20 protein-coding genes are annotated in these 22,378 nt (G+C 64.5%); 9 read left to right on the forward strand and 11 right to left on the reverse strand.

Annotated features, from left to right (window positions below; all coding sequences use genetic code 11):
• Window positions 1-57: 57 nt before the first annotated feature.
• From AB4Z32_RS02220 to AB4Z32_RS02235, 4 genes are all read right to left on the reverse strand, one after another.
• The gene (locus AB4Z32_RS02220; protein WP_441933941.1) at window positions 58-624 is read right to left on the reverse strand and encodes a TadE/TadG family type IV pilus assembly protein; all 567 of its coding nucleotides are present in this window, start codon (window positions 622-624) and stop codon (window positions 58-60) included.
• 31 nt (window positions 625-655) lie between these two features.
• A complete protein-coding gene (locus AB4Z32_RS02225; protein ID WP_441933943.1) occupies window positions 656-1,135 on the reverse strand; it encodes a TadE/TadG family type IV pilus assembly protein in 480 nt (159 codons plus the stop codon).
• Window positions 1,132-2,583, reverse strand: coding sequence for a pilus assembly protein TadG-related protein (locus tag AB4Z32_RS02230; protein ID WP_441933945.1), 1,452 nt, complete (start codon window positions 2,581-2,583; stop codon window positions 1,132-1,134). Before AB4Z32_RS02230 ends, AB4Z32_RS02225 begins: the two co-directional genes overlap by 4 nt.
• A gap of 261 nt (window positions 2,584-2,844) precedes the next feature.
• The gene (locus AB4Z32_RS02235; RefSeq protein ID WP_441933947.1) at window positions 2,845-3,441 is read right to left on the reverse strand and encodes a hypothetical protein; all 597 of its coding nucleotides are present in this window, start codon (window positions 3,439-3,441) and stop codon (window positions 2,845-2,847) included.
• Window positions 3,442-3,744: 303 nt separating this feature from the next.
• On the opposite strand from AB4Z32_RS02235, the gene AB4Z32_RS02240 reads away from it, so the two are divergent.
• The 5 genes from AB4Z32_RS02240 (at window position 3,745) to AB4Z32_RS02260 (ending at window position 9,256) form a co-directional block, all read left to right on the forward strand.
• Window positions 3,745-5,160 (forward strand): PD-(D/E)XK nuclease family protein, encoded by a 1,416-nt coding sequence (locus tag AB4Z32_RS02240; protein WP_441933949.1) that lies wholly within the window; start codon window positions 3,745-3,747, stop codon window positions 5,158-5,160.
• Window positions 5,161-5,239: 79 nt separating this feature from the next.
• Window positions 5,240-5,905: a metallophosphoesterase gene (locus tag AB4Z32_RS02245; protein WP_441933951.1), complete on the forward strand. Its 666-nt coding sequence runs from the start codon at window positions 5,240-5,242 to the stop codon at window positions 5,903-5,905.
• A 51-nt stretch (window positions 5,906-5,956) separates the two neighbouring features.
• Window positions 5,957-7,156, forward strand: coding sequence for an efflux RND transporter periplasmic adaptor subunit (locus AB4Z32_RS02250; protein WP_441933954.1), 1,200 nt, complete (start codon window positions 5,957-5,959; stop codon window positions 7,154-7,156).
• 9 nt (window positions 7,157-7,165) lie between these two features.
• Window positions 7,166-8,590 (forward strand): efflux transporter outer membrane subunit, encoded by a 1,425-nt coding sequence (locus AB4Z32_RS02255; RefSeq protein ID WP_441933956.1) that lies wholly within the window; start codon window positions 7,166-7,168, stop codon window positions 8,588-8,590.
• A gap of 54 nt (window positions 8,591-8,644) precedes the next feature.
• Window positions 8,645-9,256 (forward strand): hypothetical protein, encoded by a 612-nt coding sequence (locus tag AB4Z32_RS02260; RefSeq protein WP_441933958.1) that lies wholly within the window; start codon window positions 8,645-8,647, stop codon window positions 9,254-9,256.
• Here AB4Z32_RS02260 and AB4Z32_RS02265 read toward each other — a convergent pair.
• Entirely contained in the window at window positions 9,222-9,575 is a 354-nt protein-coding gene (locus AB4Z32_RS02265) for a hypothetical protein (RefSeq protein WP_441933960.1), read from the reverse strand. The genes AB4Z32_RS02260 and AB4Z32_RS02265 overlap by 35 nt on opposite strands.
• A 29-nt stretch (window positions 9,576-9,604) precedes the next feature.
• Here AB4Z32_RS02265 and AB4Z32_RS02270 point away from each other — a divergent pair, with 29 nt between their 5' ends.
• From AB4Z32_RS02270 to AB4Z32_RS02280, 3 genes are all read left to right on the forward strand, one after another.
• Window positions 9,605-11,503, forward strand: a complete 1,899-nt coding sequence (locus AB4Z32_RS02270) for a CocE/NonD family hydrolase (protein WP_441933962.1) — start codon at window positions 9,605-9,607, stop codon at window positions 11,501-11,503.
• Window positions 11,504-11,828: 325 nt separating this feature from the next.
• Window positions 11,829-14,312: a sensor domain-containing protein gene (locus AB4Z32_RS02275; protein ID WP_441933964.1), complete on the forward strand. Its 2,484-nt coding sequence runs from the start codon at window positions 11,829-11,831 to the stop codon at window positions 14,310-14,312.
• Window positions 14,313-14,742: 430 nt separating this feature from the next.
• A complete protein-coding gene (locus tag AB4Z32_RS02280; RefSeq protein WP_441933966.1) occupies window positions 14,743-15,423 on the forward strand; it encodes a PEP-CTERM sorting domain-containing protein in 681 nt (226 codons plus the stop codon).
• A gap of 294 nt (window positions 15,424-15,717) precedes the next feature.
• On the opposite strand, the gene AB4Z32_RS02285 is transcribed toward AB4Z32_RS02280, so the two are convergent.
• From AB4Z32_RS02285 to AB4Z32_RS02310, 6 genes are read right to left on the reverse strand one after another with little or no spacing between them, the layout of a single operon-like run.
• A complete protein-coding gene (locus AB4Z32_RS02285) occupies window positions 15,718-16,152 on the reverse strand; it encodes a nuclear transport factor 2 family protein (RefSeq protein ID WP_441933968.1) in 435 nt (144 codons plus the stop codon).
• 5 nt (window positions 16,153-16,157) lie between these two features.
• Window positions 16,158-17,384 (reverse strand): gallate dioxygenase, encoded by a 1,227-nt coding sequence (locus AB4Z32_RS02290; protein ID WP_441933970.1) that lies wholly within the window; start codon window positions 17,382-17,384, stop codon window positions 16,158-16,160.
• Between the two features lie 19 nt (window positions 17,385-17,403).
• Window positions 17,404-18,108: an alpha/beta fold hydrolase gene (locus tag AB4Z32_RS02295; protein ID WP_441933972.1), complete on the reverse strand. Its 705-nt coding sequence runs from the start codon at window positions 18,106-18,108 to the stop codon at window positions 17,404-17,406.
• Between the two features lies 1 nt (window position 18,109).
• Window positions 18,110-18,793: a 4-carboxy-4-hydroxy-2-oxoadipate aldolase/oxaloacetate decarboxylase gene (ligK, locus tag AB4Z32_RS02300; RefSeq protein ID WP_441934445.1), complete on the reverse strand. Its 684-nt coding sequence runs from the start codon at window positions 18,791-18,793 to the stop codon at window positions 18,110-18,112.
• 16 nt (window positions 18,794-18,809) lie between these two features.
• Window positions 18,810-19,835 carry an amidohydrolase family protein gene (locus AB4Z32_RS02305; RefSeq protein WP_441934447.1) on the reverse strand — a complete coding sequence of 342 codons (1,026 nt, stop codon included), beginning with the start codon at window positions 19,833-19,835 and terminating at the stop codon, window positions 18,810-18,812.
• 8 nt (window positions 19,836-19,843) lie between these two features.
• A complete protein-coding gene (locus AB4Z32_RS02310; protein WP_441933973.1) occupies window positions 19,844-20,989 on the reverse strand; it encodes a 4-oxalomesaconate tautomerase in 1,146 nt (381 codons plus the stop codon).
• A 135-nt stretch (window positions 20,990-21,124) separates the two neighbouring features.
• Here AB4Z32_RS02310 and AB4Z32_RS02315 point away from each other — a divergent pair, with 135 nt between their 5' ends.
• The gene (locus AB4Z32_RS02315) at window positions 21,125-22,342 is read left to right on the forward strand and encodes a LysR family transcriptional regulator (protein WP_441933975.1); all 1,218 of its coding nucleotides are present in this window, start codon (window positions 21,125-21,127) and stop codon (window positions 22,340-22,342) included.
• The last annotated feature ends 36 nt before the right edge of the window (window positions 22,343-22,378 follow it).

The following is a 22,378-nucleotide window of genomic DNA, read 5'->3' on the forward strand; positions in this document are numbered from 1 at the left end:
GGCCGGTGTCATTCGTCGATATGCACCGGGGCCGACAGCCGCACCAGTCCGTACTGTTCAGCAAGAGCAAGGAGGAGGCACCGGCGGAGCCGGCGTCCCCAGCACGTAGCCCAGCGACTCGACCGGCGCGATCGTCGTCGCCTTATGGAGGCGGACGCGCAGGTCGACCAGGGGAAGCAACAAGGCCGAGGGCACGGCGTCGCATTCACCGGCCACATGCAGGTCGCAAACGCTGGCCCGCACGAAGCGGATGCAGTTGGCGGCGTGCGAATTGGCCATGCAGATCGCGCGATTGGCAGCGGCGCTGGCGGGCCAGGCAGTTTCCGGGATCACGGATAAATCGAATTTCAGGTACTCGAGGCGCACGTGCTGGTCCGTGATCGGCGGTGCAAGCACGAGCTCGCCAGGTGAATTCCGGAAGACGGCATCCTGCTTCACTTTGTCGATTGCGGTGGTGTCGCTCGGGTAGATGTTGACGGCGGCGGCGGCGGCGCGGCGTGTGACTTCCTGCAGGGTGTTGTACACGAACAGCAGGCGGGAGACTTCCATGATCCCGAACACGAAGCTGAAGAAGACGACCGCAAGCACCGTGAATTCGATGGCAGCGATCCCCGATTCCCGCACCCCGGGATGTCGTGGAGCACGGCGCGTAGATTTAATTGCCGGCATAGCGCATCGTCACGTCAGCAGTGACTAACAGACCGTAGCGGCCGGTGTCCACGGCGCCGAAGAATGTGTCGGCCATGCCGAAACTGATGTAGACACGCACCTTGGATGGCGTCTTCCCGGTCGAAGAGCCGCACGACAGGCCGTCGCAGGTGATCTGCGGCGGGTCGAACTCCTTGCCGGGAGCAAGTTCGGCGATCTCCTGATTCGCTATCTCTTCCGCAATCTTTTGTGCCGCGGCGCCCAGTTTCTTGGAGCGCATCTCGGCAGCCGGTACCGAAGCCATGTAGCGTGCCGCGTCCTGTGCCGCTTTCTGCGCAACGGTGTAGTGCCACAAGCAGCGCGCATAGAAAACCGGAAAGGTCAGGAGTGTGATGAGGATCGGCAGTATGAGGGCCAGTTCGACGGCCGCGGAGCCGCGCTCCCGCCTGGGCGAACGTGGCAACTTCCTTGGCAAACGCGCTTTCATGGATAGAGCTCCACTTGACCGGAAAGTGCCTGTTCCGGGATCAGGCCGGCAAACTCGGCGATCAGGCTGGTATCTGTAGCCGGGACCGTCATGAAGAATTTGCCGATCGCCACTACGGTCGCGCTGGTGTTGGTGCCGGACGGTGCTGCCGGGGAGCAGGACAATAGAGGTATGTTGAGGACCCGCCGATTCAGCGTCGAGATATCGAGGTGGTCGGCGCCCGGGCTGGCGTAATTGCCGGAGGAGGTGCTGGTCGACAGGTAAGGCGTGGCTGTCGCGGTCGGGTAGCCCGGTGCGGTCGGGCCGGACTTGTACAGGGTCGACCAGTCCGACGTACTGAAGGTCGCATAGCCGCTGGCCGGTTCCGGCGCGTCCAGCGGCGTCGGGGCCTTGGCCGCTTTGGCGAAAGCCCATAGCGGACCGTAGTCGCCCGCCGACGCGGGGGCGGTCAGAAGATCCGCGGCGGTCTCGCGCTTGCCTCGCGAGGTCACCGTCAGGGCGGCCCGGCTGCCCTTCGTCGGATTCATCCATTTGACGGCGTTGTTCTTGTCGTATTCGTAGGCCTGGACGTTGTAGTCCGGAGGGGCGCCATTGGCTGCGCAGGGACCGCTTCCGTAGATGTCGAAGCGCGAATTGAGCGGCGTGGACAGGGATGCCAGCGGCGATGTGGATGGGAGCGAGGTCACGCGAATGGTGCCGCCCGTGAGGCGCGGGACCCATACGCTGCCGCTGCACATGAACGGACCGAGACTCGAGCTGCTGAATGCGGGGCCGGCGCCTCCCGGTACGGCGACCGGGTTGACGATATAGCTGATTGCGCTGGTCCCATTCGGGTTGAGCTGCATCAGATCGTAGCTCACTCCGCGCCTGTAGCCGTATTGAACCAGTTCGTTGAGTGTCACGCCGCCGGAAGTCGTAAAGGTGTACTTGCTGGCGGCGTCAGTGGACATTGCGCAAATCGCTATCGGTGTCACGTTGAGCGCCGACCGTCCCGCCACCGCACTTTCTCTCATCCGGATCGCACTGGTGGCGCCGGTCACCAGATGCATGAGGAAGGTATTCACGGTGCCGACGGAAGGGTCGAGTCCGGCGGTGTCGACCTTGGCGTAGTAGAGCGCCGATTTCGTTGTCTGGGGCGTTCCGTTGGCTGAAGAGGCTGGAATCCAGTTCCCGTCGCGCGCGGGTGCGGTGCTGAAGCTCAGGGCGGCCTCGTTCCATGGGACGGGGGCGCCGTCCTGAAAATAGCCGTAGCGAAGGGCCTCGGCGGTCTCCCTGGCCCTTTTCTTTGCCATCGTGATGCCGTCGTCCGTGCCGTTGAGTTCGCGTGCGGCCGCCAGGGCGACTGCCTTGGCCACGCCGGTCAGGTCGACCTTGCGGTTGTACAGCTGGCCGGCATCCAGGGCCAGGCCGCAGAACGCGACGATGACGAACAGCAGCGGTACGAACATGATGGCGAAAGCGCCTCGTTCGCGGCGGCGCCTCGTCGCGGCATGCCCCGACCTGCGCATGGCCGCTGTGCCGTAAGCGCCGGCCTGGCCGGCACACGATTCGGATTCCGATCCCATACCTTCCCTCGCCATTTCCTTCGATTTCTTTTTCGATGGCACTAGCCGGACCGAATCAGTCTATCGATATATGGGCAAGAAAATTTGAGAATTGGCAAACCGGGGACAGCAAGGCAGACGCGTTCCGGGCGTTGACCGAGGCGCTCAGGCGGCCTGCGGGCGGCGCGGTACCGCCAGCCGCTCGAGGAGCGCCAGGTAGGCGTCCTGGGCGCGCCCGATGTCACCCGCCGCGAACCACTCCTGCTCATCGATGTTGCCGGCGTCGGCATAAACGCGGTAGTAGCGCACGAGCACGCGCAATTCCTGCGCCGGGTCGTCCTGGATCAGGGCGATCTGTGCGCCGTACTGCTGCCCGCGCGCACGGTAGGACAGATAGCGGTACAGATAGGCCTTGCCGGTGCGGCGCTCGTCGCCACCGACTTTGATGTGACTGCCCAGGCCATTGCCGGCCAGGTCGAACTGCGCCAGGACCGCGTCCTGCACGCGCTCGAGCATGGCTTCGACCTGCTCTCCCTTGGCGCCGAACACTCTTTTGGCGGCTTTCGGAAAGTCGGTCCGCATGCGCACTTCGATCGCCGCGAGTACCGCCTCGTGGACCCTGTTTTTCAAGGCCTGTTTGTAGTAACGCACGATCCCGCCATCCTCGAAGGGATCGTCCTGCGCGCGTTCGAGGTACCTGCGCTCGTTCGCCGTCAGCTCGGCCGCGGCATCGGCCGCTTCTTCCATGTTCACGTTTTTCATCGCTCAATACCCATCCATGAATAACTCCATCTCGACACCGCGTGTCGTCCAATTCCCGGCGCCGCCGTCCGCCAGCGGCATCCGGGGATAGCCGTCCTTTTAGATGGCGTACGCCGGGCCCCGGGCGGGGAGCTCATGCCACAGGGCGAGGATCACCGCGAGCTCCGCACGACGATTTATTGAAGCAAACCGAACTTGATGCATCCGTTGGTTCCTTGCTGAGTCACGACAGCATAGGCCGTATGTTGACTAAATGCAACTTGAAGCCTATGCTGCTGGCGGCTCAACTCCAGGCAGACGACCATGTCCGAAGAACTCTTTTCCCACCCGGGATTCAGCAAACTGCGCGAAGCCCTGTCGGTATTCAACCCGTTCGAGGTGCTCGGCCTGGAAACCTACGAACTGCGCCACACCAAGACACTGGCATGGCTCCTGGACCCCAAGGGCAGCCATAACCTGGGTACGGCCTTCATCGAGCGCTTCGTCCGGGGACTGCCTGCCGGGGTCGCAGGGCATGTGCCGGCGAATCTGGACGCGGCGCGCGTCTTTTCGGAACTGCCGGTCAGGAACAAGACCCTGATGCTCGGCGAAGCTTCGTCGCCGGAGGTGGCCGAAGCGGCCCAGCAGGACAGCAGCAAGCGCATCGACGTCTATGTCCAGGTCGACTCCACCTTCTTCCTCGCCATCGAAGCCAAGATCGGCGCGAACGAGCACGGCGATCAATTGCAGCATTACCGCGAAGCGGTGCAAAAGCAGGCCGGCGGACTGGCTTCGGCCAGGACGCTGCTGCTCTACCTGACCCTCGACGGTGCGGCCCCGGCACAGCCGGCCGAAAGGGACTATTGGACGCCCATCGACTGGAGCGGCCATGTCCTCGCTCCCTTGCAGGCGATGCTGCAGGCAAGTCCCCAAGCCGGTGACTGCGCCGGACAGCCCGGTCCCAACGTGATGCATTTCCTGTCCGACTACCTCCGCACCCTGCAGAAAGTCACGGGATCGCGTGACTTCGCTCCCCGCGTACTTGCCGAAGACCTCCTGAAAGAGGAAGACTACGAAGGGCCGATCGGAAACATGCTCAAAACCTTTCATGGCCAGAACGCCGAGGCGAAGGCCCGGCTCGAGTTGCAGCTGAAGGGGCTAAAGGGAGGGCTGGAAGCGGCGAAACTGCTGCAAGCGGTCGAATCCGATCTGCGCGCCAGGGTCTGCGACACGCTCGCATCCCACATCGTGCGCGACGACTGGGTGCGAATCGGTTCCGGCGCGAAAAGGCAGCGGCAATCGGCCACGTCGACCAAGATCGATTTCATGACCCCGACCATGGCGAAGCTGATGGGAACCGGCAAGCCACAGTTCTTTTTCAGGCTCGACATTCGCAGGGCGAAGACGGTCGAACTCAAGCTGTTCTTCGAAAATCCGCAATGCGTCGAGGACAAGGAAACGCTGCCGTCGCTGCAGCGGAAGCTGATGGCATGGCCGGGCAATAAGAGCAAGGAAGAATGGCCCGCTTTCATGGAAGAACACTGGAACCTTGGCCAAAAGATCCCGAAAGGCGGCATTGGCCAGAAAATGGCCTTGACCACCTTCGGTGGGGTCCCAAGGACGATCCTCAGGCCGCATCCTGAACCCAAAGAAATAAGACAGGCGCAGGACTGGCTCGCAAACGTCGTTCGTTTCGTCGACCGCAAGATCGACGGGATGTCGGGCGGGGCGCCGGCCTAGACGCGCTCCACCGAACCGGCGCGACGCGGATTGTCGCTTCATGATCGATAATCGTCATGACTGCAATCGAGGAGCGCCTTTGTCTTTATATACGCACTATCCCGTCAATACGAATGGCCGCGACTTCGTGGTCGGCGATATCCATGGCTGCTTCGACCTGCTGTCGGCGGCATTACGCGATATCCGCTTCGATCCGGAAGCCGACCGGCTGTTCAGTGTCGGCGATCTCGTCGACCGGGGGCCACAGTCGGCGCAGGTCGTCGAATGGCTGGCGCAGCCGTGGTTTCATCCGGTGCGGGGCAACCACGAGCAGATGGCGATCGACTACGTCGCGGGCGAACAGGATGGCCTCGAGTACCGGGTGAACGGCGGCCGCTGGTTCATCGACCTGCCCGCCGGGATGCAGGCCGACATCGCCCGCATGTTCAGCGTGCTGCCCATCGCCATCGAAGTCGGGACGCGCTCGGGAGCGGTCGGGATCGTGCATGCCGACTGTCCTTTCGACAGCTGGCAAGAGCTGGTCGCCGAGCTGGGCGGCGAAGACGGTGAGGTAATCGCCAACATCAGCATGTGGAGCCGTGAGCGTTTCGGCGCCCGCATCTCTTCCCATGTCGCCGGCATCACCAAAATCTTCGTCGGCCATACGCCGGTGGACCGCGACCTCTTGCTCGGTAACGTGCACTACATCGATACGGGTGCGGTATTCAACCAGACCTTGACGGTGCTCCCGCTCGAACAGGAATAGGCAGGACTTGCCGGTAAATGTGTATACTCGGCATTTTGCCGATGTAGTTCCATGGCTGCTGATCAACAAGACAGAACCTCCTTCCTGGCAGGCCGCTTCCGTGACCTCACTGCGACGCTGCTTTCGCTGGCCGCCGTGCTGTGCGCCGGTCCCGTGTCGGCACAGGCCGGCAAGCCGGCGGCACCCGCGGCTGCGGCCGCACCGGTCAAGCTCGACACCGTCACCGCGCGCCGGGGCGACTTCCAGCTGACGGTCGACGCCGCCGGCAAGCTCCAGCTTCATAAATGGGCCGATGCCTATGCCCAGATTGCCGGACAGGTGAAAGACGTGCCGGTCGCCATCGGCGACACGGTCCAGGCGGACCAGGCCTTGCTCGAAATCGCCCCGGCCCAGCAGGCCACCAAGGTCGAGAGCAATCGCGCCCAGATGGCCCGGCTGCAGGCCGAACTCGCCGACCAGCGCGCACAACTCGATTTCGCCCAGCTCCAGTTCAAGCGCCAGACGCAGTTGAAAGCGCAGAACGCGACCCGCGAGGAAGCCTTTGAATCGGCGCGGATGAACGCGTCGTCGGCCAGCGCGCGCCTCGATGCGATCACGGCGCAGATCCGCGAACTCGAAGCGACCTTGAAGATCGATGAGGAAGCCCGCCAGAAGACGCTGGTCAAGTCGCCGATTGCCGGGACCGTGGTGTCCTTGGCCGCGCGCCCCGGACAAATCCTTGCCGCCTCGCAGCTTGCCGCACCGCTGCTTCGGATTGCCGACCTGTCGGAAATGACGGTGGCCGCGCGCGTGGCGGAAAACGATGTGACGCGCTTGCGGCCGGGCATGGCCGCCAGTTTCACGACGCCCGGCTATCCCGGAAAGCGCTGGTCGGGAAAGCTGCGCCAGGTTATTCCCGTCCCGGCCGACGGCACGGGCGAGCAGGGCAAGCAGGCCTTTTATATCGTCCTGTTCGAGGTCAAGAATCCGGATCACGAACTGATGAGCGGCATGAGTGCCCAGGTGCAATTCCTTGTCGCCCAGGCGCGCGATGCCGTGCTGCTGCCGGCCAGCTGCCTCGGCGCGCCGGACGAAGACGGCCTGGTCAAGGTCAACGTGGTCGACGCCGGCCAGCGCGTCAGTGCCCGCAAGGTGAAGGTCGGACTGCGCAATGCGCAACAGGCGCAGATCCTGTCCGGCCTGGCGGCGGGCGACAAGGTGCTGGCCGGTCCCGTGCCCGATGCGCTGGCGGCGCCGGCATCAGGCACTTGAGGTGCGCCCATGACGCCTCGCGCTTTCAGATCGTCTCTCCTGTTCGGCCTGGTTTGCGCCGCGCTGGCGGGCTGCGCCGGCCGTGGTCCGATCGCGGAGCCGCCGCCCAAGGTCGACTTGCCTGCCGCCTGGACGGCCGCCGGGGCCCCGAACCATCAGGAATGGCCCGACAAGAACTGGTGGCAGCGATTCGGCAGCCCTGAACTGACCCGTCTGGTCGATGAAGGCCAGTCCGGCAACCTGGAGCTCGCGGGCGCACTCGCACGCGTGAGACAGGCGGAGGCCGAGGCGCGCATTGCCGGCGTGTCCCTGCTGCCGACGGCGACTTTCTACAGCGACGCCAACCGCTCGGTACCGATCCGGAGCGGCAGCGCAAGCACCTCCGCCGACAGCGGTCTGCAGGTCTCCTACGAAGTCGATTTCTGGGGCAAGAACAAGGCAGGCGTGGCGTCGGCGGAAGCCTCGCTCGAGGCCAACCGTTTCGACCGCCAGACCGTGGCATTGACGGTCACCAGCGGCATCGTCTCGACCTATCTGCAGGTGCTGTCGCTGCGCGACCGGCTTGCCGTCGCGCGCGGGCATGTCGCGAATGCCGAGCACGTCCTGTCCCTGGTGCAGGCGCAAAAGAACGCGGGCGCCGCCTCTTCGCTCGACCTGGCGCGCCAGCGCTCCGTCGTCGCGCAGCAGAAGTCGGACATACCGGACCTGATGCAGCAGGAGCGCGAAGCGCAGTCGGCCCTTGCCATCCTGCTCGGCAAAACGCCGCAGACCTTCTCCGTCGGCCAGAAGGGACTGGACACGATCACCTTGCCCGAGGTGTCCCCGGGCCTGCCCTCCGAGCTGCTGTCGCGCCGCCCCGATATCCGCCGCGCCGAGGCCAGCCTGGCCGCCGCCAATGCCGACGTCGCCGTCGCTCGGGCGAACCTGTTCCCCAGCATTAACCTGACAGGCGCGATGGGCACCCAAAGCAGCGCCTTGCTGTCGCTGCTGAATGCACCGAACCTGCTCGCCAATGTCAGTGCGTCGCTGATCGCGCCGATTTTCGACGGCGGCCGGCGGAAGCGGGAACGCGATCTCGCCATCGCCCGGAAACAGGAGCTGGTCCAGGTGTATCGCGCGACCGTGATCGCCGCCCTGTCCGAAGTGGACACGGCGCTGGGCCAGATCCGCAGCCTGGATGAACAGCGGCGCCTGAAGACCACCGAGCTGGAAGAGGCGCGCCAGGCCTACGACCTGGCGGAAATCCGCTACAAGGCCGGGGCCGAAGACCTGATGACGGTCCTCGACACGCAGCGGGCCTTGTCGGACGTGCAGAACGATATGGGAAAACTGAAACTGAAGCGGCTGCAGGCGACGGTGTCCTTGTACAAGGCGCTTGGTGGTGGCTGGAAGGACGATCCGGGGCAGGGCGTTCCGCTTCCCGCAAAGACCTGAGGCTTGGCGGCGAAACGACACGCCGGCTGGTGCCCTTGGTACAATGAGCTCACCATGAACAAGCCCGCCATCTCCCTCATTCTCGGCGCGACCATGCTGTCCGCCACGCTGGCTGCCTGCAACAGCAAGACCTCGGCCAGCGAAAAGAACTTCGGCATCGCCGTCACCCAGTATTTCGCCAAGAAGGGCGACATGTGCCTGGACCCGGTGAAATGGCCGGTCGACGTGTATGAAACCGACCTGCGCCAGCAGAAGCTGTATCCGGACGGCGTCGCCGGCCAGATGGCGGCGCTGGAAGCGGCGGGCCTGGCCAGGGGCGAGGACGTCGAATCGCCCGGAAGCGCGCCGAAGGTCAAGGTCAGGCGCTACACGATGGCCGACGCCGCCAAGCCTTACCTGCACGCGGACGCCGGGGGAGAGCCGCGCATCTGCTGGGGCCGCAAGTCGCTGGAGAAGGTGGAGCGCTGGACCGACCCGGTCAAGGCGGGCGACCATGAGGAAGCCAGCGTGATCTACACCTACAAGCTGTCGAACGTGGCCGAGTGGGCCAGGAAGCCGCAGGTCAAGGAGGCCTTCCCGGTGCTGGGGCGGAACGTCGACGGCGAGCACAGCCAGAAGGAAAAGCTGTACGTCAGGTCGACGCCGCAGGGCTGGGAAGCGCTCTGATCAATCGTGCGGCGATGGCTTCTTCCCCATTCTTGGAGTAAATTGGAGGAAATTGTATAGAGGTGATGCGATGCTGAACCTGCTCAACGATTTCGAACCCAGGCTCCTCCTGCATGCCGCCATACTCGTGTTTGGCCTCGCCACGTTTTTCGCCCTGATCCTTGTCAGCCGCTGCCCGCAGTGCAACTGGCTCGAATGGGTAAGCGAGCGCTTCAACGCCGACGACACCGAATAACAGACTCGCCGTCAGTTTCTTTTCAGCACCTTCGATCTTGCCCAACGGGCAAGAGAATGCGTTATGCTTGAGTTCGCTCAGCAAGCACATTCCATCCCATCGAAGGAGCCGACGTGAAACGATTGACCGCCAGCCTCGTTGCCATTGCCCTGATCGCATCCGACGCCTCGACCCTGGTCCTGGCGCAGGATTATTCGAAGTACAGTCAGGAGGCACTGGACAAGGAGCTGGCCCGTAACGCGGTGGCGCGGCTGGGCGTGATGGTGCCCATGCGCGATGGCGCCGCCCTGTCGACCGATGTCTACACGCCGAAGAACGCCAAGGGACCGCTGCCCACCATTCTCTGGAAAACGCCGTACAACGAGCACAAGCTGCGCGGAGGGACCCTGCGCTACGTGCTCGAATCGGTCAAGCGCGGCTATGTCTTCATCGTACAGAACGAGCGCGGGCGCTATTTTTCGCAAGGTAAATGGGAGATTCTCGGTCACCCGCAGACCGACGGCTACGACACCCTCAGCTGGATCGCACAGCAGCCCTGGTCGAACGGCAAGGTCGGCACGCTGGGCTGCTCGTCCTCGGCCGAGTGGCAGCTGGCGCTGGCCGGGATGAATCACCCGGCACATGCGGCCATGGTGCCGATGTCGGCCGGCGCCGGCATCGGCAAGGTCGGACGCTTCCAGGAGCAGGGCAACTGGTACACGGGCGGGGTGCCGCGCAATCTCTTCTTCGTCTGGCTGTACGGGGTCGAGAACCCGCTGCGCGCGGAACTGCCGAACGGGCTGCTTTCCGACGAAAAGCTGCGCGCCCGTATCGAGGCCTATAACGACCTGGATGCGAGCAAGCCCAAGGTCGAGTGGAACAAGCAGATCAGGCACCTGCCGGTCGAGCAGATGCTGACTTCCCTCGGCGAGCCGCCATCCACCTTCGAGCAATTCATCAAGCGCGGCCCGGCCGATCCCGCCTGGAACAAGGGCGGCCTGTATCACGAAGGCATGGGCTGGGGCGTGCCGGCGCTCTGGTTCAACAGCTGGTACGACGTCTCGATCGGGCCGAACCTGGAACTGTTCAACCTGGCGCGCACGGCCAACACCGACAAGGAGGCGAGCGCCAACCAGTACGCGGTGGTGGCGCCGGTGCCGCATTGCCAGTACGCGCGGCTCGGGCCCGACACCGTGGTCGGCGAACGCGCCATGGGCGACACCAGCTTCGACGTCGACGGCGCCGTCTACGGCTTGTTCGACCGCTGGCTGAAGGGCGACCAGAAGGCCTTCGCGCAAACGACACCGCGGGTGCGCTACTACATGATGGGCGCCAACCGCTGGCAGAGCGCGGCCCAGTGGCCGCCCGAGAACGCCAGGCCGATGCGCCTCTACCTGCGCTCGAAAGGGAATGCGAACAGCCTGTACGGCGACGGCCGCCTGCTCGGCGAGGCGCCGCCGGCGGGCGAGGCGCCGGACCGCTACCGCTACGATCCCATGAACCCGGTGCAGACCATCGGCGGCGGCGACTGCTGCAACGGCGGCGTGGTGGTGCCGGGCGCCTTCGACCAGCGTCCGATCGAGGCGCGCAGCGACGTGCTGGTCTACAGCAGCGAGCCGCTTACCAGGCCGGTCGACGTGGTCGGCTTCGTGGACGCCGTGCTGAAGGTGTCGTCGAATGCGAAGGACACCGACTTCGCGGTCAAGCTGGTCGACGTCGCGCCCGACGGTACCGCCTGGATCGTCGGCGACACGATCTTCCGCGCCCGCTACCGCAACGGCTACGACAAGCCCGCGCCCCTGAACCCGGGCGAGGTGGTGACCATCCACCCGACGCCGATCGCGACCGCGATCCAGTTCGGCGTGGGCCACCGCATCCGCGTCGAAGTCACCTCGTCGAATTTCCCGAAATTCGTCCGCAACCTCAACACCGGCGGACCGAACGAGAGCGAGAAGGAGGGCGTGGTCGCGGACAATGCCGTCCATCACGCGCCGGATGCGGCGAGCTATATCGAGCTGCCGGTACTGCGCTAAGGCTTGCCGGGCCGCCGGACAAGCCAGTACCGCATGCCTGCCAACAGGAAGCGGTGGACTTCGTCGATCGGCGATGCGTCCCCCTGGCGCCGGAAGCCCGGTTCGCCCAGGATGGCGGACTGGGCTGTCCCGCGCAGCAAGGCAATCCGCCTGTCCTTCCTCTCCCGTGTTGTGGATTTTAACTTTCCTACCCCATCCGCGTAACCAAAGGTGCCGAGCTTGCAACTACCAGCAGTGCGAGTCTTGTGTTGTCATCTTTGTCATGGCAGGATGAGCCATCCTGAGCTCGCACACATTTGTGCGCATGTTCGAACCGGGCTTCGATATGCCAGAGAAAAACACTCCATCCGACAACGACGGGAATCTCGACGGTCAGGCAAGCGAAGCCCGCTATCGCGCGGCGTTCGAGCATTGCACCGACGCCCTGTTCCTGACCGGACTGGATGGCGGCATCCTGTCCGCCAACGTCGCCGCCTGCCAGCTGTTCGGCTATACGCAGGAGGAACTGCTGGCGCGCAATATCGGCGACCTGCTCGACAGCAAGGACCCGGACCTGGTCGCCGCGCTGGCGCGGCGTGCCGCGGCCGGCGAGGGCACGTCCGAGCTGCGCTTTGCGCGCCCTGACGGCGAAGGTTTCGAGGCGCGGGTCGTGGCCAGGGTGTTCACGGACGGCAACGGCCGGCCGGTGACCAGCATGAACGTCCACGACATCAGCGACAGCAAGAATGCGGAAGCGCTATTGCGCGAAAGCGAGCAGCGTTTCCGCCTGCTGTACGAGCATGCGCCGATCGGCATCGGCCACATCGACCTCGACGGCAAATGGATCTATGTGAATCGCGCCTTCGCGGCGATCGCCGGCTATACGCCGGAAGAACTGATCGGCCGCGACAATCTCGAGCTGGCCCCGCCGGACGAGCGCGAGCGCAGCCGCCAGTTCACCGAGCAGCTGCTGTCCGGCGCCATCGAGATCCAGCGCGACCGCCGCCTGCTGCGCAAGGACGGCAGCACACGCTGGATCCGCCTGACCGCGAAGATGCTGCGCGACGAAAGCGGCCATCCACTGTACGGCATCATCCTGTTCTTCGACATCACCGACGCCATGCACGCCGAGGAAGCCCTGCGGCGCAGCGAGGAGCGTTTCCGCACGACCTTCGAGCATGCGCCGCTCGGGATCGCCGAATGCGCGCCGGACGGCCGCTTCGTGGCCGCCAACACGACCCTGCTGGCGATGCTGGGCTATACCTTGGACGAGCTGGAAACCCTGTCGAACCAGGACATCACTCATCCGGCCGACCAGGAAACGGCAGTCCACAATTTCCACAAGCTGTTGACCGGCCAGCAGGCCGTGACGGTGGCGGAGCAGCGCTACCTGCGCAAGGACCGCTCGCAATTCTGGGTCAACGTCACCTGCTCGCTGCGCAACAGCGGCGACGGTCCGCGCGTGCTCGAGATCGTCGAGGACGTCACGGGGCGCAAGAAGGCCGAGGAAGCCCTGCGCGGCGCGGTCGAGTATTCCTACCACCTGGCCAGCCACGACGCCCTGACCGGCCTGGCCAACCGCGCCAGCTTCAACGAGCGCCTGAAGGACGCGCTCAAGTACGCACAGCGCGATGGCCACCTGGTGGCCGTGCACATGCTCGACCTGGACCGCTTCAAGTCGATCAACGATACCCTCGGCCACCACGCCGGCGACCTGCTGCTGAAGGAAGTCGCGCGCCGCCTGCGCACCCACATCCGCGAGACCGACCTCGCCGCGCGCCTCGGCGGCGACGAGTTCGTGATCGTCCAGACCCACCTGGCGGAGGCAGGCGCCGCCGAGGTGCTGGCCGACAAGATCGTGGTCGAGCTGAGCCTGCCTTACCTGCTGGACGGCCAGGAAGTCTACAGCGGCACCAGCATCGGCATCGCCGTGTATCCGAACGATGCGCACGAGCCGGGCCAGCTGGTGAAGCTGGCCGACCTGGCGCTGTACGAAGCCAAGAACCAGGGGCGCCTGAACTACCAGGTGTACCGCGAATCGCTGGGCAAGGCGGCCCAGGAAGCCAAGCGCTTCGAGCGCGAGCTGGAGCGCGCGCTGCGCGACGAGGAACTTTGCCTGCACTACCAGCCGCAATACGACCTGGAAAGCGGGCGCATCGTCGGCATCGAGGCCCTGATCCGCTGGCTGCACCCGGAGCGCGGCCTGTTGACCGCGGCGGATTTCATCCAGGAAGTGGAAAACGCCAACCTGATGCTGCCGGTGGGCGAATGGGCGCTGCGCACCGCCTGCTCGGCCCAGGCCCGCTGGGTGCGCGACGGGCTCGTGGTGCCGCTGACCTTGAACGTGTCCTCGAAACAGATCCGCCATCCGCGCTTTCCGGCCATCTTGAACCGGGTGCTCGACGACACCGGCCTGGCGCCCTCGCTGCTGCGCCTGGAGATGCGTGAGAGCGTGCTGCTGGATCCGAAGTTCTCGGCCCAGGCACTGCAGGAGGTGCGCAAGCGCGGCGTGAGGCTGGGACTCGACGATTTCGGCGCAGAGCTGGCGGCCCTGTCGTCGCTGCAGAAATTCCCGCTCGACATCGTCAAGCCGGGCCAGGAACTGGTGCGCCGGCTATCGCGCCACGACAACGCCTCGGCCATGCTGTCGGCCCTGGTCGGGGTCGCGCGCGACGTCAAGATCACGGTCTGCGCCGACGGCATCGAAACGGCCGACCAGCTGGCCGCCGTCAAGAATCTCGGCTTCGATTGCGGCCAGGGCTATCTGCTCAGCCCGCCGATGGCGGCGTCCGACATGGATCGCCTGGTGGCGGCCGAACTGGCCGGCTGAGGCACTTTTCGCCTGTCATGCATTGACCAGGCGGCCATGCGATCCAAGGCAAGCACGACGTCAAAACGGCTTCCTCGCGCACGCGCACGCGTGTCCAGTGAGTTTTTAAACTGGTAACAAGAGCGTAATGTAAACCACATCGCTGAGTGATCGCTGACCGCCTCGTTTTTATCGGCATGTCGCGATAACCCGCGTGCGGCTGGCATTTCATGCGAATTGCTTATCGAATTCCTGCATAAGCATTTACGACCGGTTGTGAATCCATGAATTCACTTTGCATGAATCCGGTTTCTGTCAGTGTTTTTTACAATACCAAAAATTAATTTGAAAAAAATAACTGCAAGTCGTTGAAAAATTTAAAAAAATCTACAGTGGCATAAAAAATGCTACGTGAGGAGCGCAACATCCCAATCAAAATAAAGGAGCTTTTATGTCTATTGCATCCAAATTCGCCGTCGTCGCAATCCTGTCGGGGGCTGGCGTTGCAGCGCAAGCCGCGCCGGTTACCTACCTTGGCGGTGACAATAACGTGTCCTCGCTTGCGCAAATGGTCAACTCTACTGCGGCAGCCGCAGCTTTTCTTTCGGTTGCCGGAAATCTCAATACGGTTGATTTCGAGTCGGCCCTGCCGGCCAACCTGACCATCACTGGCGGCGTCACAACCAATAACTCGGGATGTGGTGCCTTATGCGGGTTTAACACGACGGCCGGCGGACAATACTTCCGCAGCCTGGTTGGCGGTTCGGCGACGTTCAGCTTCGTTAATCCGGTCGATGCTTTCGGATTTTACGTTACCGGCCTGCAGACAAATCTAGTGTCGCAACAAACCATCGTCTATGTCGATGGTTCGTCAGTCACCCAGACGATCAACGTACCGTCCGCAACGGATGGGGGAGGGGCCTTCATCGGGTTTATCGATTACGGCAACCTGATTGCAAGCGTAACTTTCAACGCTACCAACGATATCGTCGCGTTCGATGATTTACGTTTTGGCCGCTCCGAAAACAATCCAGGCGGCCCCAATACCGATGTGCCGGAACCCGCTACGCTTGCCTTGTTCGGTCTGGCTTTCGCAGGACTCGCTTCGACCCGGCGTCGCAAATCCAGCTAAGTACTTGACCGGAAATAAATGTGAATTTTGGCAAATAGAACCGGATGCGGTGCAAGGCGGCGAGTGCGCCGCAGTGCGAGCACTGCAAGCAGGAGCCAACGCAGCAACGCGCCGGTTCTGGCAGCCAAAAACACATTTATTTATGGGCGAGTACTTAATCACATGAATGGCTGTCCGACTGGCGCAGAGCCATTCTCTACGCCAGTAATTTCGCAACAAATAAGTATTGCCGACAAGGTGCTCGGTGACCGGCAAGCTAGCGAAGCCTTGACGAGGCCGATTTATAAGCCTTCATCAAATCCAGAACGACCCGCGCCGCTCGGCAAACTTCCAGCCGCTGTCCGTCAGCCTGAACCTGTCGTAAAAGACGCCGGGCACGGGCGCCTCGGCGGCGGCCGGCCTGGACCCCTCCTCGGCGGGACGCCTGGCCGACAGCAGCAGGATCCGCGATTGTCCGCGCGCCGACCCGGCATCGTCGACGCTGACGATGATGTCGGTGCAGACATGGAAGGTCATGACGTCAAGAGGCCGCTTGCGGAAGGCGGCGAGGATGGCATCAATGCCGGCGATGGCCTGGTCCGGCGCCGATGGCCGAAAGAGCAGGGCGTCCGGCGTGAACAGGGCCGCAAGTTCCTCGTAACGCCGCTGGTCGTTCAGGTAGGCGTATTCCGAGATCAGGCGGGCGCAGGCCCTTTCGATGGCGGCGTGGTCGTCGACGTGCATGCTCATCGTCCTCAGGCCGACTCCGGCACCCGCCGGGTTTTCAGGAAGTCTTCGAGGGTCTCGCCACGCATACTGGCGTAGACGGCCGGGTTCGACATCTTGACCACGCGCGCGAATTTTTCCAGCACGAAGAAGCTGACGCCATACTTCACCAGCCCGAGCCAGTCCTGGCGGGTCACCAGGCCGCGCTCTTCCTCGTTCAGCTGCAGCTCGTCGAAGGCGGCGTCCAGGTCGCGCGCGACCAGTTCGCGGAAGGCCGGCTCGCGATGGCGCCAGAAGAAGCGGTTCAGGCGAGCCGCGTGGATGCTGGCGTTCAGGTCGAAGGGATAGGTGCCTTCGAGTTCCTCCAGGCCGGCGGTTTGCGGATTGCCGTACACCGGCGCGGCGGGGGCGTGTCCGTCGCCCCCCTGTTCGTAGATGGCGACCGCCATATTCGTGGTGGTGGCCAGGTAGTAGCTCTGGTGGATGCACCTGATGTTGTCGTTCAGGGCGCCGCGCATGGCCAGCCACATGATCACCTCGGCGCTTTCGGCGCCGCCGAGTTCCACCAGTTCCGCGTGGCGCATCTTCGCCAGCCTTTCCGGCTCCTCGACGATCAGACGCAGGAATTCCTCGTCCCACTCGATGTTGTTGAAGCCGGTACGTTCGCCGTGGATCTGGTGCGAGAGGCCGCCGGTGCCGACCACCGCGACCTTCAGGTCTTCCGGATAGGATTCGATGGCGCGCCGCACCGCCTTGCCCAGCTTGTAGCAGCGCGCGGCGGTGGGCAGCGGGTATTGCAGGACGTTGATCGCGATCGGCACGATGGCGCCCGGCCAGGTGGGCTCGTGCGGCCACATCAGGGCCAGCGGCGAATTGCAGCCATGGTCGAGCGGACGGTCCTGGAACATGGCCATGTCGAATTCGTCGTTGACCAGCGATTCCATGACGTGGATGGCGAGCTTCGGATGGCCCTTGATATCGGGCAGCGGACGCTTGCCCGCACCCTCGTCGGCCATCTCGAAGTTCGGCGAGATGCCGACCGCGAAGGTCGGATAGCAATCGAAAAAGAAGCTGTTCGCGTGGTCGTTGTAGAAGAACAGCAGCACGTCCGGCTTCTGCTCTTCCAGCCATTTCGCGACCGGCTTGTAGTTCTCGAACAGCGGCGCCCAGGCCGGATCGTTCTGCCGCTTCTTATCGTATGCCAACCCGATGGTGGGGACGTGCGAGGTCCCGATACCGCCAATAATCTTCGCCATGTTCTCTCGACTTCCTCGTTCAGATCGTATTCATGTCCAGCCATTCCCGCAAGGCGCGCAGGACCGCTTCGGGTTCTTCCATCATCGACATATGGCCGCTGTGTTCGATCAGGCGCAGCTTCGCGCCCGGGATCAGTTCGGCCATGCGCTCGTGGCGTTCGGGCGGGCTCCAGCCGTCTTCCATCCCGCAGATCACCATCGCCGGGCAGGCGATGCTCCTCAACACATCGGTGGCATCGGGGCGGCCGAGGAGGGCGCGGGTCTGGCCCGCGTAGATCGCGCCCGACATCCGTCCCACCATGTCGACCACCGCCTTTACCAGCCGCGGTTCGGAGCGCTTGGCGGGGGCCAGCATCGGCAGGCCCCAGGTCGCGGCGATCGAGGCGATACCTTCCTTCAGCGCCTGGTTCACCAGGACCATACGCCTTTGCTGTTCGCCGGGCGCGGCGGCCTCGAAGCCGGTATCCAGCAGGGCCAGCCTCTCGACGCGCTGCGGCGCGCGCCGGACGACTTCCAGCGCCACCCTGCCGCCCATCGAGTGGCCGGCCAGGGCAAAGCGCGCGGGCGCATCGGCCAGCACCTTGTCGGCCATGGCCTGCATCGACGCCAGACCCTCGAAGCTGATCGTGCGGACTTCGTGGTCCGGCTGCAGGGCCGCGGCCTGGGCTTCCCAGACGGCGGCGTCGCACAGCAGGCCGCACAGGAGATAAATCGTTTTCTTCATATCAATCGATGTATTTGAGACCGGCTTGCGCCAGCGGCTCGCGCATGCCGTACATGTCCATGCCCAGCACGCCGGAGGCCAGTTTCGTGCGCTTCTCGCCTTCGAGGTCTTCGCGCTTCTGCGCGGCATCCGCAACCCTTGCGGCATCGCCGCCCGGCACCACCACCACGCCGTCGTCGTCGGCGATCACGGCGTCGCCCGGGTTGACCAGGGCGCCGGCACAGATCACCGGGATGTTCACCGAACCGAGCGTCGCCTTGATCGTGCCCTTGGCGCTGATCGCCTTGCTCCACACCGGAAAGCCCATCTCCTTCAGCACGCGCACGTCGCGCACGCCGGCGTCGATGATCAGGGCCTTCGCGCCGCGCGCCATGAAGCTGGTCGCCAGCAGGTCGCCGAAGAAGCCGTCCGTGCACTCGGCGCTCAAGGCGGCCACCACCACATCGCCGGGCTGGATCTGTTCCGCCGCCACGTGCAGCATCCAGTTGTCGCCGGGATGCAGCAGCACGGTGACGGCGCTGCCACCCACCTGGGCGCCCGGGTAAATGGGGCGCATATAGGGCTTCATCAGGCCGACCCGGCCCATGGCTTCGTGCACGGTGGCGCTGCCGAAGGCCGCCAGGCGCTCGACGATACCGCGGTCGGCGCGCTCGATGTTGCGCTTGACGATGCCGAGCTGGTTCATATGAGGCGTGGTCATCTTACAGTCCTTTGTTCCTGAGTGCGGTGTCCAGGCGCGGGTAGACCTTGCGCGCATTGCCTTCGAAGATCTGGAAGCGGTCTTCGTCGCTGAGCGTGGCGGCCTGGATATAGCGTTTGGTGTCGTCGTAGTAGTGGCCGGTTTGCGGGTCGATGCCGCGCACGGCGCCGATCATCTCGGAGGCGAACAGCACGTTCTTCACCGGGATCACCTTGGTCAGCAGGTCGATGCCCGGCTGGTGGTAGACACAGGTGTCGAAGAAGATGTTATTCAACAGGTGCTCTTCGAGCAGCGGCTTCTTCATCTCCTGGGCCAGGCCGCGGAAGCGGCCCCAATGGTAGGGCACGGCGCCGCCGCCGTGCGGGATCAGGAACTTCAGGGTCGGGAAGTCCTTGAACAGCTCGCTGGTGAGGCATTGCATGAAGGCGGTGGTGTCCGCGTTCAGGTAGTGGGCGCCGGTGGTGTGGAAGCAGGCATTGCAGCTGGTCGAGACGTGGATCATCGCCGGGATGTCGTACTCCACCATCTTTTCGTAGATCGGATACCAGAAGCGATCGGACAGCGGCGGCGAGTTCCAGTGGCCGCCCGAAGGGTCCGGGTTCAGGTTGATGCCGACCATGCCGTATTCCCTGACGCAGCGCTCCAGCTCGGGAATGCAGGTGCGCGGGTCGACGCCCGGCGACTGCGGCAGCATGGCCGCGCCGATGAAATGATCGGGGAAGAGCTGGGACACGCGGTAGCATAGCTCGTTGCAGATCGCGGCCCAGGTGGCGCTGGTCTCGAAGTTGCCGATGTGGTGGGCCATGAAGCTGGCGCGCGGCGAGAAGATCGTCAGGCTTGATCCGCGTTCCTTCATCAGGCGCAGCTGGTTGGCCTCGATCGAGGCGCGCAGCTCGTCGTCAGTGATGCGAAGGTCGGAGACGCGCGGGCCCAGTTCGGGCGTGCTCAGGTTGGCGACCTGGGCGTTGCGCCAGTCTTCCAGGGCTTTCGGCGCGGTGGTGTAGTGGCCGTGGCAATCGATGATCAAAGGCTTTTTCATTGTGCTTTCTCGTGCAGGAGGGCGGCGGGTACCAGGACTTCGCCGCGCATGATGGGACGCGCCGTGCGCAGCAGGGCGGCGCCGGCGACTTTCTGTTGATCCCGAGGGTCGAGTTCCAGTTCGACGCTGAACTCGCCGGTCGGATGTTCGACCGAGACGGTGCGCCGCAAGCCGCTGCCGGCCCGCGCCAGTCCCCGGGTCACCGAACCCTCCAGCACGCAGGCCGTGGCCACGGTCACCGCCGCCAGCACCCCGATGGCGTCGTGGCAGACGTGGGGGATGAAGCAGCGGGTCGAGACGGCGCCGCCGGCGCCGGGCGCGGACACCAGGCACATCTTCGGGTAGTTCCTGGCCTTGACGTCGCCCAGGCCCATCGCCGGGCCGACGGCCAGGCGCAGCGCTTCCAGCCTGGCCTTCAGGGCCTCGTCGGCGTTCAGCTCCGCCGCGCTCTCGCGTCCCGTGATGCCGAAATCGGCGGCTCGCACCAGCACCATCGGCATGCCGTTGTCGATCAGGGTGGCGTCCACTTCCTGAATGGCGCCGCCGGCGGTGGCGAAGGACACGCGGTCCAGCGTGTTCCCGGTCGGGAGCATGGCAGGGCAGACCGAGCCGGCCGTATCGAGGAAGTTGATCTTCACGGCGGACGCGCTGCCGGGCACGCCGTCGATGCGGGTGTCGCCCGCATAGCGCATGCGCCCGCCCGGCGTCTGCACCGTGACATCGCACTGCATGCCGGTATTGAGGGTCAGGATGCGCGCCGTGGTGGTGCCGGGGCCCGCCTGCACCAGCCCGCGCTCGATGGCGAAGGGCAGCACCGCCGCCAGCATATTGCCGCAGTTGGGCGTGGTGTCGACCTTGTCGGAATCCGGCTGCAGCTGGGCGAACAGGAAATCCAGGTCCACGCCCGGAGTGCCGCTCGCGCTGACGATGCCGACCTTGCTGGTCAGCGGATGGGCGCCGCCCAGGCCGTCGATCTGGCGCTTGTCGGGCGAGCCCATGACGGCCAGCAGCACGCGGTCGCGGCTGGCGACATCGGCCGGCAGGTCGGAGGCCAGGAAGAAGGGGCCGCGGGAAGTACCGCCGCGCATCAGCGTGCAGGGGAGGGGACGGTAGTCGTCGTCGTTGTCGGTCTCGGTGATCATCTGGAATGTGCTCCACTCGGATGGATCAAGTATCGGCAGCCGGGCGCATATTTGGGTTGCCTTATGCGCGAAAACCGTTCCAAAATACTTATCGGCGCTCCAGCGGCCCGGTCAAAACCTCTATCCTTCGGTGCCATGTCGATCATTAATCTCCACCATCTGCGCGCTTTCAATACCGTTGCCGCCACCGGCGGCATCCGGCGTTCCGCCGACATGCTGTACCGGGCATCCAGCGCCGTCACGCGTTCCGTCGCGTCGCTCGAGGAAAGCCTGGGCACCCAATTATTCGAACGGAAGGGGCGCGGCATGCTGCTGACCGCGGCGGGGGAGGTGGTGCGCCTGCGGGCCCAGATCATCGAGGCAGAATTGCGCGAGGTGCGCGACGACGCCGCCCGGCTCGGCGCGCGCGAAGGCTACCTGGTCACCAGCATGGAAGCCCTGTTCAACGAACGCCGCCTGCAGGTGGCGACCATGCTGGCCGAGGTCCACCACATGCCGACCGTGGCCCAGGCGATGGACATGTCGCAGTCCGGGGTCAGCCAGGCCCTGGCCAAGCTCGAGGAAGGGCTCGGGCAAAGCCTGTTCCGGCGTACCGCCCACGGCATGCTGCCCTCGGATGCGGGCAGCCGCTGGATCCTGCGCTTCAACCGGGTGCTGGTCGAGCTCGAGCACATCCACGCCGATATCGCCGCCCTGAACGGCGTGCTCGAAGGTGTGGTCACGATCGGGGCGCTGCCGCTGGCGCGGACCCTGGTGCTGCCGGCGGCGATCGCCGCGTTGGTCAAAAAATATCCGCGGCTGCGGGTGCGGTCCCTCGAAAGCCCATACGAGGAACTGGCGGCGGGGCTGTTGAGCGGACGGGTCGACTTCATCATCGGCGCGCTGCGCAAGTCGGCCAGCCAGGGGCTCGACAGCACGCCGCTGATGCAGGACCATCCCGCCCTGATCGCGCGGGTCGACCACCCGCTTGCCGGCAAGGCTGGATTGTCCTTCAAGGATCTCGAACCCTATGCCTGGGTGCTGTCGCGCGCGGGTTCGCCGCTGCGCATGGCGCTCGAGAACTTCTACAACGAGCATGGCCATCCGCCGCCGCCGCCGGCCGTCGAAACCGGCGACCTGGCCCTGCTGCGCGGCCTGCTGCTGTCCTCGGACATGCTGACCGTGCTGTCGCCGCACCAGCTGCATTACGAGATCGAAACGGGGCAGCTGGCGGTGCTGCGGCTGGAGATGCCCGGCCTCGAACGGCAGATCGGCGTCACCACCCGCGCGGGCGCGCACCTGTCGCCGGGGGCAAAAGCCCTGCTGGCCGAGCTGCATCTGGCGGCCGCCACGGTCGAATCCCACGATAAGTAAATTGGAACGCAATTGGTGTTGAAAGCAATCCTGCGT

This window comes from Massilia sp. 2TAF26, from assembly GCF_052115005.1.
In the GTDB taxonomy this organism is placed as follows: Bacteria; Pseudomonadota; Gammaproteobacteria; order Burkholderiales; family Burkholderiaceae_D; genus Telluria.

Coding starts and splice junctions, on each gene's coding strand:
- AB4Z32_RS02275 (WP_441933964.1), top strand. CDS start 11,829: ATGCCAGAGAAAAACACTCCATCCGACAACGACGGGAATCTCGACGGT.
- AB4Z32_RS02315 (WP_441933975.1), top strand. CDS start 21,125: ATGTCGATCATTAATCTCCACCATCTGCGCGCTTTCAATACCGTTGCC.
- AB4Z32_RS02290 (WP_441933970.1), bottom strand. CDS start 17,384: ATGGCGAAGATTATTGGCGGTATCGGGACCTCGCACGTCCCCACCATC.
- AB4Z32_RS02225 (WP_441933943.1), bottom strand. CDS start 1,135: ATGAAAGCGCGTTTGCCAAGGAAGTTGCCACGTTCGCCCAGGCGGGAG.
- AB4Z32_RS02280 (WP_441933966.1), top strand. CDS start 14,743: ATGTCTATTGCATCCAAATTCGCCGTCGTCGCAATCCTGTCGGGGGCT.
- ligK (WP_441934445.1), bottom strand. CDS start 18,793: ATGAACCAGCTCGGCATCGTCAAGCGCAACATCGAGCGCGCCGACCGC.
- AB4Z32_RS02260 (WP_441933958.1), top strand. CDS start 8,645: ATGAACAAGCCCGCCATCTCCCTCATTCTCGGCGCGACCATGCTGTCC.
- AB4Z32_RS02310 (WP_441933973.1), bottom strand. CDS start 20,989: ATGATCACCGAGACCGACAACGACGACGACTACCGTCCCCTCCCCTGC.
- AB4Z32_RS02250 (WP_441933954.1), top strand. CDS start 5,957: ATGGCTGCTGATCAACAAGACAGAACCTCCTTCCTGGCAGGCCGCTTC.
- AB4Z32_RS02285 (WP_441933968.1), bottom strand. CDS start 16,152: ATGAGCATGCACGTCGACGACCACGCCGCCATCGAAAGGGCCTGCGCC.
- AB4Z32_RS02295 (WP_441933972.1), bottom strand. CDS start 18,108: ATGAAGAAAACGATTTATCTCCTGTGCGGCCTGCTGTGCGACGCCGCC.
- AB4Z32_RS02235 (WP_441933947.1), bottom strand. CDS start 3,441: ATGAAAAACGTGAACATGGAAGAAGCGGCCGATGCCGCGGCCGAGCTG.
- AB4Z32_RS02230 (WP_441933945.1), bottom strand. CDS start 2,583: ATGTTCGTACCGCTGCTGTTCGTCATCGTCGCGTTCTGCGGCCTGGCC.
- AB4Z32_RS02240 (WP_441933949.1), top strand. CDS start 3,745: ATGTCCGAAGAACTCTTTTCCCACCCGGGATTCAGCAAACTGCGCGAA.
- AB4Z32_RS02255 (WP_441933956.1), top strand. CDS start 7,166: ATGACGCCTCGCGCTTTCAGATCGTCTCTCCTGTTCGGCCTGGTTTGC.